Source organism: Stenotrophomonas sp. Ps181, assembly GCF_025697425.1.
GTDB lineage: Bacteria > Pseudomonadota > Gammaproteobacteria > Xanthomonadales > Xanthomonadaceae > Stenotrophomonas > Stenotrophomonas sepilia.
Window position 1 is genome coordinate 208,010 of sequence record NZ_JAHWBI010000002.1, and the last position, 16,276, is coordinate 224,285.

The 16,276-nt window shown below is 63.3% G+C and carries 20 protein-coding genes and 1 tRNA gene; 17 read left to right on the forward strand and 4 right to left on the reverse strand.

The genetic code is table 11. The features are described from left to right. Positions 1-59 precede the first annotated feature (59 nt). From KXV01_RS04490 to KXV01_RS04535, 10 genes are all read left to right on the forward strand, one after another. Entirely contained in the window at positions 60-260 is a 201-nt protein-coding gene (locus KXV01_RS04490) for a hypothetical protein (protein WP_061479745.1), read from the forward strand. A 916-nt stretch (positions 261-1,176) separates the two neighbouring features. After that, positions 1,177-1,392, forward strand: coding sequence for a hypothetical protein (locus tag KXV01_RS04495; protein WP_111097105.1), 216 nt, complete (start codon positions 1,177-1,179; stop codon positions 1,390-1,392). 49 nt (positions 1,393-1,441) lie between these two features. Beyond that, positions 1,442-1,807 (forward strand): hypothetical protein, encoded by a 366-nt coding sequence (locus tag KXV01_RS04500; protein WP_146256746.1) that lies wholly within the window; start codon positions 1,442-1,444, stop codon positions 1,805-1,807. Positions 1,808-1,955: 148 nt separating this feature from the next. After that, positions 1,956-2,336, forward strand: coding sequence for an ankyrin repeat domain-containing protein (locus KXV01_RS04505; protein WP_181452440.1), 381 nt, complete (start codon positions 1,956-1,958; stop codon positions 2,334-2,336). A 28-nt stretch (positions 2,337-2,364) separates the two neighbouring features. Then, positions 2,365-2,784, forward strand: a complete 420-nt coding sequence (locus tag KXV01_RS04510; RefSeq protein ID WP_111097107.1) for a hypothetical protein — start codon at positions 2,365-2,367, stop codon at positions 2,782-2,784. 115 nt (positions 2,785-2,899) lie between these two features. Further along, a complete protein-coding gene (locus tag KXV01_RS04515) occupies positions 2,900-3,397 on the forward strand; it encodes a hypothetical protein (protein WP_258390928.1) in 498 nt (165 codons plus the stop codon). A gap of 690 nt (positions 3,398-4,087) precedes the next feature. After that, positions 4,088-4,375 (forward strand): hypothetical protein, encoded by a 288-nt coding sequence (locus KXV01_RS04520; RefSeq protein WP_146256747.1) that lies wholly within the window; start codon positions 4,088-4,090, stop codon positions 4,373-4,375. 204 nt (positions 4,376-4,579) lie between these two features. Beyond that, complete coding sequence (locus tag KXV01_RS04525) at positions 4,580-4,846, forward strand: hypothetical protein (RefSeq protein ID WP_111097110.1); 267 nt, start codon at positions 4,580-4,582, stop codon at positions 4,844-4,846. Positions 4,847-4,934: 88 nt separating this feature from the next. Next, complete coding sequence (locus KXV01_RS04530) at positions 4,935-5,369, forward strand: hypothetical protein (RefSeq protein WP_005420072.1); 435 nt, start codon at positions 4,935-4,937, stop codon at positions 5,367-5,369. Beyond that, positions 5,366-5,815, forward strand: a complete 450-nt coding sequence (locus tag KXV01_RS04535) for an adhesin (protein WP_111097111.1) — start codon at positions 5,366-5,368, stop codon at positions 5,813-5,815. Before KXV01_RS04530 ends, KXV01_RS04535 begins: the two co-directional genes overlap by 4 nt. Before the next feature lie 39 nt (positions 5,816-5,854). Here KXV01_RS04535 and KXV01_RS04540 read toward each other — a convergent pair. Next, a tRNA-Arg gene (locus tag KXV01_RS04540) sits at positions 5,855-5,931 on the reverse strand. 149 nt (positions 5,932-6,080) lie between these two features. On the opposite strand from KXV01_RS04540, the gene ubiA reads away from it, so the two are divergent. From ubiA to KXV01_RS04555, 3 genes are all read left to right on the forward strand, one after another. After that, a complete protein-coding gene (ubiA, locus tag KXV01_RS04545) occupies positions 6,081-6,974 on the forward strand; it encodes a 4-hydroxybenzoate octaprenyltransferase (RefSeq protein ID WP_263467533.1) in 894 nt (297 codons plus the stop codon). Between the two features lie 188 nt (positions 6,975-7,162). Next, on the forward strand, positions 7,163-8,587 hold the full coding sequence (locus tag KXV01_RS04550) for a TIGR00366 family protein (protein ID WP_263467534.1): 1,425 nt from the start codon (positions 7,163-7,165) through the stop codon (positions 8,585-8,587). A 272-nt stretch (positions 8,588-8,859) separates the two neighbouring features. Then, entirely contained in the window at positions 8,860-9,024 is a 165-nt protein-coding gene (locus tag KXV01_RS04555; RefSeq protein ID WP_005414774.1) for a hypothetical protein, read from the forward strand. A 54-nt stretch (positions 9,025-9,078) separates the two neighbouring features. Here the strand turns inward: KXV01_RS04555 and KXV01_RS04560 are convergent, their stop codons facing one another. Beyond that, positions 9,079-9,666 carry a YiiX/YebB-like N1pC/P60 family cysteine hydrolase gene (locus tag KXV01_RS04560; RefSeq protein WP_263467535.1) on the reverse strand — a complete coding sequence of 196 codons (588 nt, stop codon included), beginning with the start codon at positions 9,664-9,666 and terminating at the stop codon, positions 9,079-9,081. Positions 9,667-9,910: 244 nt separating this feature from the next. Between KXV01_RS04560 and KXV01_RS04565 the strand changes: the two genes are divergently transcribed. From KXV01_RS04565 to KXV01_RS04580, 4 genes are all read left to right on the forward strand, one after another. Continuing rightward, on the forward strand, positions 9,911-10,435 hold the full coding sequence (locus tag KXV01_RS04565) for a hypothetical protein (protein WP_188217877.1): 525 nt from the start codon (positions 9,911-9,913) through the stop codon (positions 10,433-10,435). 223 nt (positions 10,436-10,658) lie between these two features. Further along, positions 10,659-11,060 (forward strand): hypothetical protein, encoded by a 402-nt coding sequence (locus tag KXV01_RS04570; RefSeq protein WP_005420055.1) that lies wholly within the window; start codon positions 10,659-10,661, stop codon positions 11,058-11,060. 122 nt (positions 11,061-11,182) lie between these two features. After that, a complete protein-coding gene (locus KXV01_RS04575; RefSeq protein ID WP_049417020.1) occupies positions 11,183-12,907 on the forward strand; it encodes a peptidoglycan-binding protein in 1,725 nt (574 codons plus the stop codon). A gap of 141 nt (positions 12,908-13,048) precedes the next feature. Further along, entirely contained in the window at positions 13,049-14,461 is a 1,413-nt protein-coding gene (locus tag KXV01_RS04580) for a TPM domain-containing protein (protein ID WP_164283152.1), read from the forward strand. Between the two features lies 1 nt (position 14,462). Here the strand turns inward: KXV01_RS04580 and KXV01_RS04585 are convergent, their stop codons facing one another. Both KXV01_RS04585 and KXV01_RS04590 read right to left on the reverse strand, forming a co-directional pair. After that, positions 14,463-15,134, reverse strand: coding sequence for a VOC family protein (locus KXV01_RS04585; protein WP_263467536.1), 672 nt, complete (start codon positions 15,132-15,134; stop codon positions 14,463-14,465). Between the two features lie 54 nt (positions 15,135-15,188). Further along, entirely contained in the window at positions 15,189-16,268 is a 1,080-nt protein-coding gene (locus KXV01_RS04590) for an alpha/beta fold hydrolase (RefSeq protein ID WP_263467537.1), read from the reverse strand. Positions 16,269-16,276: the final 8 nt, after the last annotated feature.

Here is a 16,276-nt window from a genome sequence, read left to right on the forward strand (position 1 = left end):
GGCGCAGCGCAGGTCACCCTATACGACGAAGCGGGGCAGTCGCTGGGCAACTTTCGGCCATGGGCCAAGCGCAGCAGCAGGCCATCTGGCTGGACAACTACCCGGTGGCGCTGATCAATGTGCTGAGCGCCGGAGTGCCGGAGCTGGCTTACGTCCAGCCAGATCACCTGGGTACGCTACGCGTGGTGATCGATCCGATGCGGAATGTCGCGATCTGGAGTGGAGCAGATTGGGTGGCTTCGCCGCCTTTTCTCACTTGAAGATATGAGGCGAGATAAGGTCGGTGGTGGATCCCTTTCGGTCCCTCCACTGCTTGGAGTTGGGTTTGGCGTCATGTCGGGATCTGGCTACACAGTTTCTGGTCAGATAGCTGCGCCGACTGGAAAAGGATGCGGGTGTCCTTGAGATGAGAAAATACAATCGTTTTTTTTGGGCTTACTACATCATGTTCTTCTGGGCGCTCAGGCTGGTTGCTTGCCTTGGAGTTGCCGTAAATTCAGTGCTCCTTGCCTTTGTGCTGGTTGATATTTCTGATGGTGGACGAGACTACGGATTTGCGGGTTTGGCGTTTGTCGCGCTCTCTCTTTGCACAGCGTTTGCCATGTGGAAAATCGGGTCTGTCGGCCTGCTCCGTCTTCGGCAAAGGAGGGCACCATAGATCTTTCCAGGGATGCTCTGAACAACTGCCGGGGTAGTGCCGGCCGTACGCAGGTGGCGTCCCGTTGTATTTGGTAGATCCACCTGGTCTGTGCCCGTGTGAGTGCGTCGACTACTTGGGCGTGACGTTCGGTGTGGCAGACCTCGCCTTTGGAGGCTTGGAAGCTGTGAATGGCGAAGGAGTCACCATTGCCGGTGTTTTGTCTCCGCAGCCCGAAGTTGCAATCCCCGGATTCCTGGTAATGGTGAATGGTCGAGCAACGGCGTACGATGGAGTGTCAGTGATACAAACCGCTCAGGATGCAAAGGAAAGAGAGTCCATCTATACCGAGGTGGCGGGGGGCAGTTGGCGCGAAGACGGGAGAGCTGTCGTCATTCGGCTTGACGTTCAACGGTCACCTTAAGGCCACACGGAACTGTTGCACTGCATAGCCCCTGACAAGGATGCGCTGGATGCCATGAAGGCGTTGAAGGATGTTTCGGGTGGGTCTGGGTGCAGTTGCATATAATGGAGGTGATATGCATATGCGCAAGAAAATAATGAATTGGCTTGGTTTGTTGTTATTTGCGCTAGTTTTTTTGAGGTCCTCGTCCTATCTTGTATTGAAGGTGTATGCTATTGGTCATCTTGAGAGGGGTGATTATTTTGTAATGTTGCCTGTGGCGCTGGGGGCACTCCTGATTTGCGGCATGTTCATGGCAATTGTGATTAAAGGAATGAAATCCAATCAGTAGGCTGCGCCTGGAGCATCACGCGCGACGTATGGTTCCGACAGGTGATTGCATGGGTATCACTATTCACGATTTCCAGCTGGTTGGAATTCGTCTTGATCCGGTGTCAGGTGTGACTGTTTCTCTGTTCGATGAATCTTCGCGGGCATCCTATGATTTGGTCTTTGGCCAAGTCAGGAGAGCAAGCATTGATGGTTTCTCTAGCCAGAATGTTGTGCTCGATCTCAAGGTCTTCAATCGAAAGGATGATTCCTTTGAATTCAAGCGGTGTTGCTTCCTCCTTGGCCTAGATCCAGTGGCTGCCAGGGAAATTGTCGACGGTGACACCTTGGTCTTCATTGAGGCTTCTGCCGGCGCAGAGATTGCACTTCTAGTAGAGGGCACTTGGGATAGCCGGTTGATTCCTGTCAAGTCATGATTCCTGATCTGTCGAGCGCATCGCTCCAAGACGCACGCACCGCTTCGCTTGTAGGTCGACAGGGATCTGACGGAGAGATGGATTGTGGGACGGACCACCATCGGGCCAACGCAATGGGCTCTACCGTGCGTGCAGCCCGATGAACATCATGGATCCTGTACTCAGCGAACTGCTTTCCCGGCTCGGTGTCGACACTGACTTCGGAGATGCGGCGCTGACTTGTCCGGAGACCCGAGGAGCCTATGAGGACACGCCCCTGCATGTGGTGGCCTATTACAACGATGTGGCTCTCCTCAGCGCATTGATGCCCTTCGTGACCAACATCGATGTGCGTGGTGATCTTGATCTGACGCCGCTGACAAGCGCGGTGGCACATGGCAGCGTCGCGGCTGCGGCCTATCTCTTATGGTGTGGTGCAGACCCACACGCACGGAATGAGCTTGATCGGACACCACTGGAAATGATGTGCCAGGACCCGAGGTTTGATGATGTGGTGCGTATGGTCGACGCCGCAGATGGAACCTGCTGATGCAAACTTCTGAAAAGAGGTTTTACCGATGCGCCTGATGACCTTCATCTGTCCACTTTGTGGCGCCAGCGGGCAGCGCTTTCCCCTGCGATTTGCTGGAAGGCGTCAAGCAAAGATGTCCTGCCGGAGGTGTCGCGTCGAGCTTCGTTCAGACCCGCGGTTGGGCACGTACACGCTCTATCTTCTGTACACACAGGTCGTCATCCTGGTGGCGGCATTGCCGCTGATCGGGGCCAGTGTCGCGGGTGAATGGGTACGGCTGGGAATGATCTGTCTGGTAGTGCTGATGCTGTGCTGGTTCCCGGGCGTGATCAGGCACGCACGAAGTCCGATCGTGCGCGCCTGCCGGGATCCCGAATACAGCTATGCGCACAGGCCGGGTGCTTCGACTGCGCACGCTGCCGCAAACCCGGAGCAGCGTAGCGACACGCCAAGTGCCAGCCCATGATAGGGAAGTCAAGAAATGACATACCATCTTGGGCGCGAGGTGCAGTCCCTGAATCGTTTTGCAGAACGGGTTGCAGATGGTAACTAACATTTGGCCGGCCCTTTCTGGGGCTCTCATGTCCATGCCGAAGGCTGGCATCTTGCGTGCAGCGGTGCTGCTCTTGCCCATGCTGGCGGGCTGCAGCATTCATCAGTTTCAACATACGGAATGGAGGTCGGACTGGGTCGATGTTTCGTCCGGTGCGATCTTCCCTGGCAATTCAACGACTCTACCGCTTGACCGAATTTCCACGCTTGATCCTGATAGTGAAACAGCCATTGCGGAGTGGATGTTGAAGCATTCGCTGGCCGTGGTATCGGCATCAGAGGTTGAAGGGAAGATCGGTCCAATGCCGTTGAGTGACCTGAAGCCAGCGCCCGGGGAGAGCGTCTATCTCGTCAGGGCCGCTTCGGATGAAAGTAGGGGCAAGTTCATCGGCTACGTCAACGACAAGGGACTTCTCATCATGTATGGGGTGATGGGGGGCTGCGGTGAGCAGAAGCAACGGGTGGTTGCCGTGAGCCTTCGGGAGAAGCCCGCCAACGTATTCGGTCGATGCTCGGCGGCGCTATAGTGTGCTGCAGCGTCGAGATCCGCCTACTAACTGGCGGATGACGCCAGGTGTGAGACCAATGGTGCGTTCGGGAACCGCAAGGGGGATCTGCGCAGCGCGACCAATGCGTTCGAGCAGATCGTTCTGGGGAGTAATGGAAAACAGCCAAATGAAATCGGGGTTGCTCAGGAGATCTCTCGATGCAAAAGGCTTCTTCCTACGCGCTTTGTCTTTCGTGTCCGTCTGTGTGCTCGTCCTGAGCGGATGCGAGAATGACCGCTTAGGGGAGCTGCAGCTGAAACCCATCTACGCTGAGCTGAGTAGTGCGTACTACGGTGGGATGTGCGAGGGTGCAGCCGAGCCAGATGCCAGTATCGAGAAGGTTCGTGCGGTGCGCATTGGAACGATCGCTGGTGACTGCGCAGTGCTCTATTTGGATGGAGTAGATAGGAACGGTGAGCCCGTGATCTATGGAGCGAAGACTGGGGACCGGCCTGAATGTGCTGGATTGATACGGAAGCTCGAGGTGGGGCGAGCAAGTGCGGCCGTTCTCGGCAGGGCGCGGGAAATATGCAGATACTGATTTTCAGATATTCTCCGTATGACCTCCACTGTTGGGGGCGCAGATGCCCGCTGTGGGCCGGCAGTCGCGATCTTCTTTTCAGTGCCACCCTGGCCTTATGAAATTCGAATTTGGCGTCTAGTATGAAGATGAGTTTGGACACCTTGGAAAAGGTCTCATCAATATTGTTCGACGCGCTGCGCTCCAGGGGCTTGCAAGAGATTGAAGTGGAGGACGTGTTCTACCGCGTGGTGCCATGGTCGGAACGCCGCTCCATGGGCGGTGAGCGGGTGGAGCTTGAAGTTGGAGGTCTTTTCGATGACTACTCTGATATTCAAAGAGTAGCGTCGGGGCAGCAGGAGCCACTGGCCTATCATCTATCTGCTTTGGCCTGCCTCCTCTACGAGATAGGGGGGGGGATGAGTGAAGAAGTGTGATTGCAGATAGGCGTGCACGTGCCGGAGCATCCCATGCGCCGCGTGATCGCTGTGAGCTTGAAGAAGAAGCCCACCCGTGTCTTCGCAGGATGTTCTGCAGCGCGCTGACAGCTCTGTTCGTTGTGCCGGCCCGGAGTAATGGGTGCAAAGGCTGGAATGGGGCGGGTAAACCAAATGACTTGGTTGAATGGACGGTGATTTACCATGGAGCTTGAAGCGAAAAGGGTAATTTTCTTTTCTCAACAGGATGAACGGTTCTTCTTCGAGTGGATTGGACGAATCGGCTGCATCGGTAATGTGGTCGGCAGAGGGGATGTCATCTATCTATCCCTGGATCCAGATGCGGTTCTGGAGGAGGACGTCTGGGAACTGGCCGCATTGTTCAGGAGGTATCGGATTCCACTGGCCCAGCTGCGAACGCTGCAGGCAGGCAGGTACTCTCGAGCGCTGCGCGATGCCTTGCGCGAGTAGGGCGCCAAGCGGGAGGCAAGGTGCATGAGCTCCCGCACTCCTCCACAAAAGAACGCGATCGGGCTGCACGCCCTCGGAGAGGTACAAGATGAAAGCCAGGCAGATTCTTCGGTACGGGCTGGCCTACGCGGTGTCGTGTGGAGCACTCTGGCTGTTCCTGCACTTTGTGGGCAGGGCGCTTTACGCCTTCGACTCACATCAGGTTTTCTTCTGGCTGTATGCCGTCAGCCTTTTGTTGCTGGGAATCTGCGCACGGGTTCCCGCCGCGGGCCGCCTTACGATCAGGCGGCTTGCCAAGGGGGCTGGCTTGGGGCTGCTCGCGGGCCTTCTGGCCCAGGTCGTGGTGCTTGTACTGGAAGCCTATAGATTCAGCGGATTCAGCCCATCGCTGCTCTGGCAGGTACCGGTTTCGCTGACGGTGATGAGCGTCGTGCTGCTCACGCCGCTCTGGGGCGTAGTGCTGGTTGCCCTCACTGCCGAACACCGCCGCGACAACCACCCACGTCAGGCCTCGAAGCCATGAAGCACCTGAACGCCTTTTGCCTCGTGGTTGCACTGACATCCTGTGCGGCGCATCCGAACCGCACCACGAAGTGTCCGCCGGCCCATTTCACCTACGTCGGCACCGAGAGCGTCGACGGACTGACCTACGGGCGCTTCCAGGTCACCCACAATGCTGATCAGCCGCTTCAGCTGTGGGTGGATGAGAGACGCAGGTTGAACCCAAGGACCGCTCGCGCAGAGATGAGGCGCACAGGCGAGGATGCCTGGCGGCCTTACAACGTGATCCTTGAGGAAATCACACCGGGAGCGATCGGGCTGTCGATCGGGCAGGATGAACAGCAGAGCGTTCTGTTCGATGGTGATGGCCTGTTCCTGCCCGGCGCATCCAGCGCGGGCGCGAATTACTCCATCGTGGTACAGGACGCTGCCGGTTGCGAGCATCGCTCGGCAACGTTCATTCCCTGACATTTCTGGCGGCGCGCCGGCCAGGCAACGAAGGAAAAATGGCGCGCCCGGAGGGATTCGAACCCCCGACCAATGGCTTCGGAAGCCACTACTCTATCCGGCTGAGCTACGGGCGCGTTGTAGAACCGCCGCGCCGTCGGCCAGTGCCGGGGCGGGCATCGCAGCGCCATGAGGCGGTGCGGGACCGGCATTCTATCCAGTTTCGTCGAACAAATCTCCCCCCAACGGCAAAGCCCTGCCGGAGGGGCAGGAGTATCCTATCGCCATGGCTGATACCCCCCTCACTTCGCCGCAGTCGCCGGCGACGCCGCGTTGGCGGCATTACTGGAGTCTGATGCGCGCTGATCGCCCGATCGGCACGTTGCTGCTGCTGTGGCCCACCTGGTGGGCGTTGTGGCTGGCTGCCGGCGGCCTGCCGCCGCTGTGGACGCTGTTCGTGTTCACCGCCGGCGTGTGGCTGACCCGATCGGCCGGTTGCGTCATCAACGACTACGCCGACCGCTGGCTCGACCCGCACGTGGAGCGCACCAAGGCGCGTCCGCTGGCCACCGGTGCGATCAGCGGCCGCGCCGCGCTCACCCTGTTCGCGGTGCTGATGCTGGTGGCGTTCGGCCTGGTGCTGACCCTGAACGGGCTGACCATCGGCCTGAGCTTCATCGGCGTGTTCCTGGCTGCCAGCTATCCGTACCTGAAGCGCTACACCCATCTGCCGCAGGTCTACCTGGGCATGTCGTTCGGCTGGGGCATCCCGATGGCGTTCGCCGCCGTGCAGGGCGAAGTGCCGATGCTGGGCTGGCTGCTGTATGCCGGCAACATCCTGTGGTCCACCGCCTACGACACCTGGTACGCCATGGTCGACCGCGAGGACGACCTGAAGATGGGCTCGCACTCCACCGCGATCCTGTTCGGTGATCTCGACCTGGTCATCCAGGGCGTGCTGTACGCACTGTTCCTGGCCACGATGGCGCTGGTTGGCGTGCGCGGCGGGCTGGGCGGGTACTACCTGGCCGGCGTGGCCGTGGCCACCGCGCTGGTGGTGTACGAGTTCTGGATCTGCCGCAACCGCGAACGCGGCCCGTGCTTCAAGGCGTTCCTGCACAACAACTGGGTGGGTGCCGCGCTGTTTGCCGGCATCGCCGCGGACCTGGCGCTGCGTTGATTGCCCGGGGTCGGATCCCTTTTCCTGTGGGAAAGGGCTCTGACCCTTCTGCCGCGCCGATACCCGGCTCGGGGTCAGAGCCCTCTCCTGTGGAGAGGGATCCGACCCCGCCACCTACGACCAATAGGTGGCTGACAGCCTGCACCCCACCGCCCAGAATCGATCCATCGAACCTGGGAGGGTAGGCGATGGCCTCGACGGCAGCAGTACAGGACGGCTGGATGGCGCGCGCAGCGCTGCGTTCGGCCGCCTGGGCGGAAAAGTGGTTCCCCGATGCGTATGTGTTCGCGGTGCTGGGCGTGGTCATCGTCGCGCTGGCCGCGATGGGCTTCGGCTCGAGCCCGCAGGCCACGGCCAGCGCCTTCGGTGACGGCTTCTGGAGCCTGATCCCCTTCACCATGCAGATGGCCTTCGTGGTCATCGGTGGCTACGCCGTGGCGACCGCACCGGTGGTCGCACGCTTCATCGACTTCCTGGCCCGGGTGCCGCGCACCGGACGCGGTGCGGTGGTGTACGTGGGCCTGGTCAGCATGCTCGCCTCGCTGCTCAGCTGGGGCTTCTCGCTGGTGTTCGGTGGCCTGCTGGTGCGCGCGCTGGCCCGCCGCACCGAACTGCGCATGGACTACCGCGCCGCCGGTGCGTCGGCATATCTTGGCCTGGGCGCGGTGTGGGCCATGGGGTTGAGTTCCTCGGCCGCACAGCTGCAGGCCAACCCGGCCAGCATGCCGCCGGGGCTGGTGGAGATCACCGGCGTGTTGCCGTTCACCGAAACCATCTTCCTGTGGCAGTCGATTGCGCTGACTGCAGTGCTGATCCTGGTCTCGCTGCTGATCGCCTGGCTGACCGCACCGGCTGCCGGCAGTGCGCGTACTGCCGAGGAGTTCCCAGGCGCTGCGCAGGCCGAGCCGGAACCGCTGCAGCGACGCACGCGCCCGGGCGAATGGCTGGAATACAGCCCGCTGCTGACCGTGCTGCTCTCGCTGCTGGCGTTCGGCTGGCTGTTCAACGAGTTCGCCAGCAAGCCGGTGGTCACTGCCATCGCCAACCTCAACACCTACAACTTCCTGTTCATTTCGCTGGGCCTGCTGCTGCACTGGCGCCCGCGCAGCTTCCTCAACGCGGTGGCCAAGGCGGTGCCGAGCACCACCGGCGTGCTGATCCAGTTCCCGCTGTATGGCGGTATCGCGATGATCCTCACCCACGCCGCCGGCGGTGATGGGCAGACCCTGGCGCACCGGTTGTCGAGCCTGTTCGTGCACGTGGCCAGCACCGATTCGTTCGCGCTGGTGATGGGCGTCTACTCGGCGGTGCTGGGCTTCTTCGTGCCGTCCGGTGGCGGCAAGTGGATCATCGAGGCGCCGTACGTGATGCAGGCCGCAAACGAGCTGAAGGCGCACCTGGGCTGGGCGGTGCAGGTCTACAACGCGGCCGAAGCGCTGCCGAACCTGATCAACCCGTTCTGGATGCTGCCATTGCTGGGCGTGCTGGGGCTGAAGGCACGCGACATCGTGGGCTTCACCTTCATCCAGTTGCTGGTGCACATTCCGCTGGTGCTGGGCCTGCTGTGGCTGCTGGGCATGACCCTGGCGTATGTGCCGCCGGTGATGCCCTGAACGCAGGGCTGGCGTGCGTGCTCGAACAGGACGCCAGCTCCGTTCAGCGCGTGTTTCCGGCAGAGCACGCCATGAATGGGCGTGGCGCCAAGGCCGGCATGAGCACATGCCGAACCCGCATGAATCCTTCATCGGCTTGTGCCGCAAGAGGCTTTGCCCGTTCATTCACGCGCGTACACATCCGTGTAGCCGCCCACCAACGCGCGATTAACTCTTCGCTGCAGACGATGGTCCCGTCCACCGCATTCCGCGCGTGGCTTTGGAGATCGGACATGGCACAGCAGAACCAGAACCCGAACCAGAAGCAGCAGGGCCAGCAGAACCAGCAGGATCAGCAGCAGGGTCGTGGCCGCGACCAGCAGCAGCAACAGCAGCAGGAACAGCAGCAGCGCAACCAGCGCAACCAGCAACAGGGTGGGCAGGACGAGGAAGAGTGACTTCGGTACCCGCTTCCTGTGATGCGCGAAGCCCCGCCCCGTGCGGGGCTTCGCTTATTCCAGCACGCCGATGCGTTGCAGCACCGGCGCTGCTGACATGTCGTTCGGATTGGTGCCCGGCTGACCCTGCGGCACCTGCATGCCCATGCCGCGGTAGAGATCGACCCAGTGCTGTGCGATCTGCCCGGTCTGCGGGCTGCGGAAGTTCATCGGCTGCAGTGCGAACACATGATGCGCACGGAACGCGCGCTCGATGAAGTCCGAGCAGTAGTAGCTGTCCTCGTTCAACACGTATGACGCGTTGTAAGGTTTGCCCAGCATCGTGCGCGCGGTCGCGATCGCATCCCTGATGGCAGCCTGCGGGGATGTGTGCAGGCGATAGACCACGATGTGCCGCTGCTTGGCCCGGGCCTCCTGGCGGAACTCGACCAGCGATTGCCGGCGCGATCCCTTCTCGTCCGCATGCAGTACCTCCCAGCCGTCCGGCGCCGCAGCGAGCAGGGCCACGTGATCGAAGCTGGGTGCGCCCTGCTTGCCGGTGGCATCGTCGATGGCCGCGCTGAGGCCGCTGCGGCCGGCAGTGACGAACAGCAGGTCGCCTTCCCGGACCTCCAGCGCGGCCACAACACCAGGCCACAGCATTGGCACCAACAGGGAGAGGGCAAGCAGGAATCCGCGCATGGGGCCAGGGTCGAAGCGTGTGCGGCGTAGTCTAACGACTGCTGCGATGAGGTTGATTTCCGTATTAGTGTGATATTAGTCTCAATTCAGCATGTCGGGATATTCCTGACAGCGGATGTTGAAACTGAATTGACGGAGGCATGGCTATCCTTGCCTCCCTACCGCGCCGGAACCGCGCGCGACCGCCCGGAATCAGGAGGATCCCGTGAACCAGCTCCGCCCCGTTGCCCTGCTTGCGCTTGCCCTGGGACTTGCGCTGTCGGGCTGCAAGCCTGCCCCCCAGGCGGCCCCCGCTGACGCCGCCGCACCGGCTCCGACCAGCACGGCCGCCGCCACGGCGCCGGCCACGCCGGTTGCCGCGGCCCCGGCAGACGCGTCTGCCAGTTGCCCCCATCCGGTCTTCGACGACTTCCTCAAGCATTTCGGCAACGAGATCGCGCTGCAGGAGACGTCCACTGCCGATCCGCTGCTGGACAGCCACATCGACAGCGAAGCCGAGCCGGAGCCACGCAAGGTGGAGGAGAAGGTGCCGCTTGCCAAGGTCGAATGGCCGGTGATGCCGGACCCGGCCACGCTGCAGCGCCAGGGCCGCGAGATGCAGGTCACCCGCCTGCCCGATGGCCAGGTACAGGTGCAGATGCGCACCCCCGATACCAGCGACCAGCAGATCTACACCTTTGCCCAGAAGCCGTGCTGGCAACTGGTCAAGCGTGAGGACGAATCGATCTGACCCCTGAGCGACCGCCTGCGGGCGGTCGTGTGATTCACCCAAGGAGCACCGCATGCGTCTGTCTCCCGTTGCCCCCGTGCTGGCCCTGATGCTTGCTGCCTGCAGCGGCCCTGAGGCGGCTGTACCGGCGGCCCCTGCTTCTACTGACCCGGCAGCGACGCCGGCCGCGCCTGCGGCTGCCGTTGCGGACCATCCCACCTCTCTTACGCGCGACGAGACCGGCATGCATATCGATTGCCAAGGCACCCGCCTGCACCTGGCGGCCCAGCCCACCCAAGACACGGACGCTTCCCGGCTGACCACGCTGGAAATCGAAAAGGACGGCGCACGCCAGGCCATTGCTGCGCCCAAGGAGATGGACGGCTATACCGCCGTTGGCCTGGCCTGCGTGCAGGACCGCAGCGGTACGCCGTACTTCGTCGTGCAGTACGGTGAACTGCCGTTCGGCTGCAGCTTCTGCGAGTGGTACTACCTGTACGACGCCAGTGGCCGCCAGTTGACCCACAGCACACCGCCGCTGCGCGGCGCGGAAGGCGAGGAGCAGGAGCCCAACAACGACGAGTACGAGAAGTTGATTGACTCACTCGGCATCAAGCACCCGGAGGTGAACTACATCGAAGACTGAGCGCAGCGGCAGGACGTCGCACGCGCGCTGTGAACGCAGCACTGCAGTACCGCAGTACCAGAAGTACCAGGAGCAGTACCCCTTAAGGAAATCCCCCTTTTCATAGAATGGATAGCACACACATGGCAGACATCTACCAGGACATGGTCCAGCCCCGCGGGGCGGCCTACAGCAGTGACCGCATCAAGCCGTGGAGCCACTACCGGGAGCCGATCGACCAGAGCGACGGCCGCCTGCATGGCAACTCCCGCCGGTGGGGCGATGCGACCCCGGAAGTACAGTCACGGGTGATCGACACGATCATCGAGTCGGCGCGCGAGAAGGGCCTGACCCCGCGCGAAACGGCGCACGTACTGGCCATCGCCCGCGTTGAATCGGGCTTCAACCCCGATGCCGCCGCTGGCACCACCTCGGCCTCGGGCCTGGGCCAGTTCATCGACAAGACCGGCAACCACTACCACCTCAACAACCGCAACCGCTTCGACGTCGGCGCACAGTCCGATGCACTGGTTGACCATTACATCGATAACCGCACGCTGGCGCACAAGCGCGGCCAGGGTGAGGAGTACATCTACAAGTACCACCACGACGGCCCGACCCGCGATTACGGCGGCCTCACCCTGTCTGAAAAGAAGGTGATGCCGTACGTGGACAAGTACGAGCGGTTCGTGGAGCAGCGCCTGGGACTGACCCAGGGCCAGTCCCATGGCAGCCACGCGGCCCCCACCGTAGCTGCGGCCACGCACGCGCAGGCCAAGCCGGCAGCGGCGCATGCCGAAGGCCAGACCCGCAACTTCGAGCAGACGATGCAGGTGATGCTGCCCCCGCAGAACGGGGTCAAGCCGCACATTACCGGTGAGTTCGGCGAACACCGCGCGCACAAGCCGCACGGTGGTACCGACTTCAACTATGTCGGCGGCCAGCACGGCCGTAATCTGCAGCACCCCACGGTCAACGCGCCGATCTCCGGAACGGTGACGTTCGTCGGCGGCGACTACGGTACGGTGAAGATCAGGGATGCGCAGGGCAACTCGCACGAGATCCTGCACCTGCATTCGACCCAGGTGAAGGAAGGCCAGCCGATCAAGGCGGGTGAGCCGATCGGTACCATGGGCGGGCGTGGCCCGGGCGGTGCGGGTCAGTATGCCCAGCACGTGCATTACCAGTTGAAGGATCCGCACGGCAAGCTGCTCAGCCCGCAGGACTTCTGGGACCACGGCAAGTTGAAGGAAACCGGCAAGGGCGGCCATTCGCATGACGCCGACCACAACGGCGTGCTGCGCCAGGGGGCAAAGGGCGAGGAAGTGACTGCGCTGCAGAAGGAACTCAACCGCCTGGGCGTGCGCGACGGCCATGGCAACCCGCTGAGCGAGGACGGCAAGTTCGGTGCCAATACCAGGGACGCACTGATCGCCTACCAGAAGCAGCACGGGCTCTCCGCCGATGGCGTGGCGGGTCCGGCGACGCTGGGCAAGCTGGCTGAAGGCCGCAGCCATGCCGAGGCGGCGCCGAAGGGGCCGCAACTGGGCGACAAGGCGCATCCGGATACGCCGCTGCACAATGCGATCCGCGGCCACATGCCGGGCATGATCTGCAACGAGATGAGCGCGCACGTGACCGCCCAGGCCAAGGCCGCCGGCATCGATTCACCGGAAAAGCTGCAGGGCGTCACCGTGCAGGATGGCAAGGCCTTCGTCATCGGCACCGTTCCCGGCTTCCGTACTGCGGTGGACATGACCCAGACGGCACCGAGCCTGCAGGAGACCAGCGCTGCAATGCTGGCCAAGCATGAGCCTTCGCAGCAACACGTGCAGGACGAGCAGCAGCGAGTGGCCATGGGCCGTTGACCGCTGCGTGTGAAGAGGTGTGTGGTAAAGGAGGCCGGCCGGGGCAATCCGGCCGGCTTTTCCGTTCATGGGGCAAGGACATACACGGATGCCGTTTCGCATGATGCACAGCACGCCGCCATTGCAAGGCACGGCGTCCACATGAGCCGGGTGCTGCGGTGGCGCAACGCATGGCAGTGGGTAGGGCTGGCACTGCTGCTCTGCCTGCTGCCGCTGCCAGTGCTGGCGGCGGCCCCGATTCCGGCACTGGACGACCCGGTGGTGGACACCGCCAACGCGCTGTCCGCCAGCACCCGCGCCACGCTGCGCGAGCAGGCATTGCAGCTGCAGGCACGCAAAGGCGCGCAACTGCAGGTGCTGGTGGTGCCCAGTGTTGGCGATGACGGCATCGAAGCCTATGCACAGCGTGTCTTCGACCAGTGGCGGCTGGGCCGCGCCGGTGTCGATGACGGGGTGTTGCTGCTGGTGGCGGTACAGGACAGGCGCGTACGCATCCAGACCGGCTATGGCCTGGAAGGCACCATTCCCGATGCCTATGCCGCGCGCATCATCGACAAAGCCATCGTGCCGCGCCTGCGCGAAGGAAACCTGGACCAGGGCATGCTGGACGGCAGCAAGGTGCTGGTGGCGCTGATCGATGGCGAGCCGCTGCCGCCCGAGGAAGATTCATCCGCACGCAACCTGTTGCCAGCGGATTGGCGCACAGGGGATTCGGTCGTTGCCCTGACGTTGCTGGTGGGGTTCCTGGCCGGTCTGTGGCGATCACCGCCGCGCCTGCTGGCCACCAGGACCGAAGCCGAGTTCAGCGGTAAACGCCGTGAGCGGCGGCGCAAGGCACTGGCAGCCAATGCGGCAATGCCCAGGCCGAACTGGCCGACATTGCCGGCCTGGGGCAGACCGTTGCTGGTAACGGCAGTGATGGCCGCTGGGTTGGTTTCGGCGACGCTGCTGCTGCCGCGGCATGTGCTGCCTGCGCTGTTCTTCGTGCTGTTACCCGCTGTACCGGTGGCGGCGCTGCTGGGGTGGTGCTGGCGTCGCAGCCGTGGTGTGCGCATCGTGCTGTCCGGCATGTTGGCCGTCAGTATCGGTTTCTTTGTGGTGATGCTGGTCCGTGGTCAGTTGCCGCCCAGCCTTGCCCTGCACACGTTGCTGAACCTGGCGGTCGCCATTGCCGCCATGCTGGTGTTCTTCCTGGTGCAGGCCGGCCGCGCGCGCTGGCGGAAGAACCGCAACAGCTTCGCCGTGCGGCTGGTGGTACTGGTGCTGTTGACCGGCGGCTATGCGCTGGGCGCGCTGCTGGCCATCGACCGGGCCAGCGACGAGAACGCACGCGCGTTGGCGACGATCGTGTCCAGCGTAGGCACGCTGTTCCTGTACTTCATCTGGGTGTTCACCCTGCTGCCCGGCGAAAAAGCACGCAGCGGACGAAGGTCGTCCCAAGGCTACCGTTCCTCGTCCAGCACCTCGTCGTCGAGTTCGTCCTCAGGCAGTTCCGACGGCTGGTCCGGTGGTGGTGGTCGCAGCGGCGGCGGCGGCGCATCGGGCAGCTGGTAGCTCAGGCCGCCCACACCCGCCAGCCCAGCGCGGCATCGCGCAGTTCGCCGCTGCCGCTCACATCACCCACCTGCAGCTGCACGCCCTGCGCATTGGGCAGGTCCTTCTGCTCGGGGAACCAACGACGGTCGGCGGCGACGATGATCAGCAGGCCCTCGTCGTCGCCCACCGGCGCGAACTGCGGCGACGGCGGGCTGATCGGCTGCAGGCCGAAGCGCTGGCTGGACTGTTCGCGCACCGCGTCGACATCATGGCTGGGCAGGCCAACCTCGCTCAGGCAGGTCAGCTCGCTGCCATGGAAGGCGCCTGCGCGCGTGCTGACTGGCAGACGGTGCCGGCCGATCAACTCGAGGATCAGGCCGTCCGGGCCGGTGAAGTACACCGACTGCGACTGCCAGCTGCTCTCCAGCGCAAAGTAATCCAGACCCTCAGGATTACGTTGCAGCGGGGTACGTTCGCGCAACCAGGCCATCGCCTCGCCGAAGCGGTTGTCCGGTACGTTGAAGGCCAGGTGCACGCCACCGACGGGGTGATCACCCGCCGGCTGCAGTTCGATCGTGCTCCAGCCGATGTGCACGTGGTTGCTGACCACGCGCTGCTGCAGCACATCGTGGAAATACGCGGCGACGGTGGCGACGTCGGACACCGGCAGGGTGAGGTGAAGCAGGCGCATGACCGATTCTCCATGGACGCGCTCACTGTAGCGCTGGGGCCTGCCCGGCGGCCACTAGCGCAGTGAATGGTTGAAGAATCGTATTGCTGCGTCCACCGCCTGCGCGTGGGTCTGCGCCTTCGGCACCGACGTCCTGCACAGGCCCTGCAGCCGCTGCTGTCCGGTCGGGGTGCATGCGGCGAGGAAATCGTAATGGCCGACACCGGGCAGCACCTGCAGTGCAGCGCCCGCAATCAAGGCCTGCACAGCTTCGCCATTGCTCTGCGGTGGCGCAACCGTGTCCGCCTGGCCCAGCACGATTGACACCGGCTGTTTCAGAGAGGAGAGCTGCTCGGGCGCAAAGGCCTGCACGATTGCCGGTGCCAGCAGGAACACCGCGCGCACGCGGGGAATGGCGCGTGCGTCGTTGGCGTGGGACATCCACGGCGACAGCTCCGGCGACGCCGCAGCGGCAACACGCGCCTCCATCGTGTGCGTTGCCGCTTCCTGCTGGGGCCGGCAGACGCCGTCATCCGGATGCGCGGTGCAGAAGGCCAGCAGTCGCTGCAGGTCCGGTCGCGCACCGGCCGCCAACAGTGCGGTGTAGCCGCCGGCCGAGAAGCCGGCGACCCCCAGGCGCTCGGGATCGACATGCGGGCCCAGCACCGGATCGGCCTGCACAGCCGCCAGTGCGGCACGCAGATCATCGGCGCGCAGCCAGGTCAGCACGCTGCCGGGCAGGGTCATGCTGTCAACGCCGTTGTTGCCCGGATGATCGACTGCGATCACCAGATAGCCCGCCCGCGCCAACGCGGTGCCCAGCCAGCCCATCATGCGCGCGCTGCCGCCGTTGCCATGGGAGAGCAGCAGGGTCGGCAGGCGACCACCCGCGACCGGCGCATCCCTGGACGACCAGCCGACGTCGAACAGCGGCGCGTCGGGTGGACCGATGGTCAGCGCGGTTTCCCGGCTGCCTGCAGGTGCCGGATACCAGACCGTGTAGCGCAGCGCGTCGCGGTGCTCTGCGTCGCGCACGGCGGCGCTGGCCAGCGTCGTTGTGCCGTGGCGCTCGCCGGCCACCCCGCGTTCGCGGGCGGCGCCGGTGCTCGCGAACACCATCAGCATCGCTCCCAGCACAGCAGCGGTCATGCGCATCTTCAACT

Bases quoted from the DNA above. Each gene is read 5' to 3' on its own strand.
- KXV01_RS04490 (WP_061479745.1), top strand. From the start codon at position 60: ATGGGCCAAGCGCAGCAGCAGGCCATCTGGCTGGACAACTACCCGGTG.
- KXV01_RS04495 (WP_111097105.1), top strand. From the start codon at position 1,177: ATGCATATGCGCAAGAAAATAATGAATTGGCTTGGTTTGTTGTTATTT.
- KXV01_RS04500 (WP_146256746.1), top strand. From the start codon at position 1,442: ATGGGTATCACTATTCACGATTTCCAGCTGGTTGGAATTCGTCTTGAT.
- KXV01_RS04505 (WP_181452440.1), top strand. From the start codon at position 1,956: ATGGATCCTGTACTCAGCGAACTGCTTTCCCGGCTCGGTGTCGACACT.
- KXV01_RS04510 (WP_111097107.1), top strand. From the start codon at position 2,365: ATGCGCCTGATGACCTTCATCTGTCCACTTTGTGGCGCCAGCGGGCAG.
- KXV01_RS04515 (WP_258390928.1), top strand. From the start codon at position 2,900: ATGTCCATGCCGAAGGCTGGCATCTTGCGTGCAGCGGTGCTGCTCTTG.
- KXV01_RS04520 (WP_146256747.1), top strand. From the start codon at position 4,088: ATGAGTTTGGACACCTTGGAAAAGGTCTCATCAATATTGTTCGACGCG.
- KXV01_RS04525 (WP_111097110.1), top strand. From the start codon at position 4,580: ATGGAGCTTGAAGCGAAAAGGGTAATTTTCTTTTCTCAACAGGATGAA.
- KXV01_RS04530 (WP_005420072.1), top strand. From the start codon at position 4,935: ATGAAAGCCAGGCAGATTCTTCGGTACGGGCTGGCCTACGCGGTGTCG.
- KXV01_RS04535 (WP_111097111.1), top strand. From the start codon at position 5,366: ATGAAGCACCTGAACGCCTTTTGCCTCGTGGTTGCACTGACATCCTGT.
- ubiA (WP_263467533.1), top strand. From the start codon at position 6,081: ATGGCTGATACCCCCCTCACTTCGCCGCAGTCGCCGGCGACGCCGCGT.
- KXV01_RS04550 (WP_263467534.1), top strand. From the start codon at position 7,163: ATGGCCTCGACGGCAGCAGTACAGGACGGCTGGATGGCGCGCGCAGCG.
- KXV01_RS04555 (WP_005414774.1), top strand. From the start codon at position 8,860: ATGGCACAGCAGAACCAGAACCCGAACCAGAAGCAGCAGGGCCAGCAG.
- KXV01_RS04560 (WP_263467535.1), bottom strand. From the start codon at position 9,666: ATGCTGTGGCCTGGTGTTGTGGCCGCGCTGGAGGTCCGGGAAGGCGAC.
- KXV01_RS04570 (WP_005420055.1), top strand. From the start codon at position 10,659: ATGCATATCGATTGCCAAGGCACCCGCCTGCACCTGGCGGCCCAGCCC.
- KXV01_RS04575 (WP_049417020.1), top strand. From the start codon at position 11,183: ATGGCAGACATCTACCAGGACATGGTCCAGCCCCGCGGGGCGGCCTAC.
- KXV01_RS04580 (WP_164283152.1), top strand. From the start codon at position 13,049: ATGAGCCGGGTGCTGCGGTGGCGCAACGCATGGCAGTGGGTAGGGCTG.
- KXV01_RS04585 (WP_263467536.1), bottom strand. From the start codon at position 15,134: ATGCGCCTGCTTCACCTCACCCTGCCGGTGTCCGACGTCGCCACCGTC.
- KXV01_RS04590 (WP_263467537.1), bottom strand. From the start codon at position 16,268: ATGCGCATGACCGCTGCTGTGCTGGGAGCGATGCTGATGGTGTTCGCG.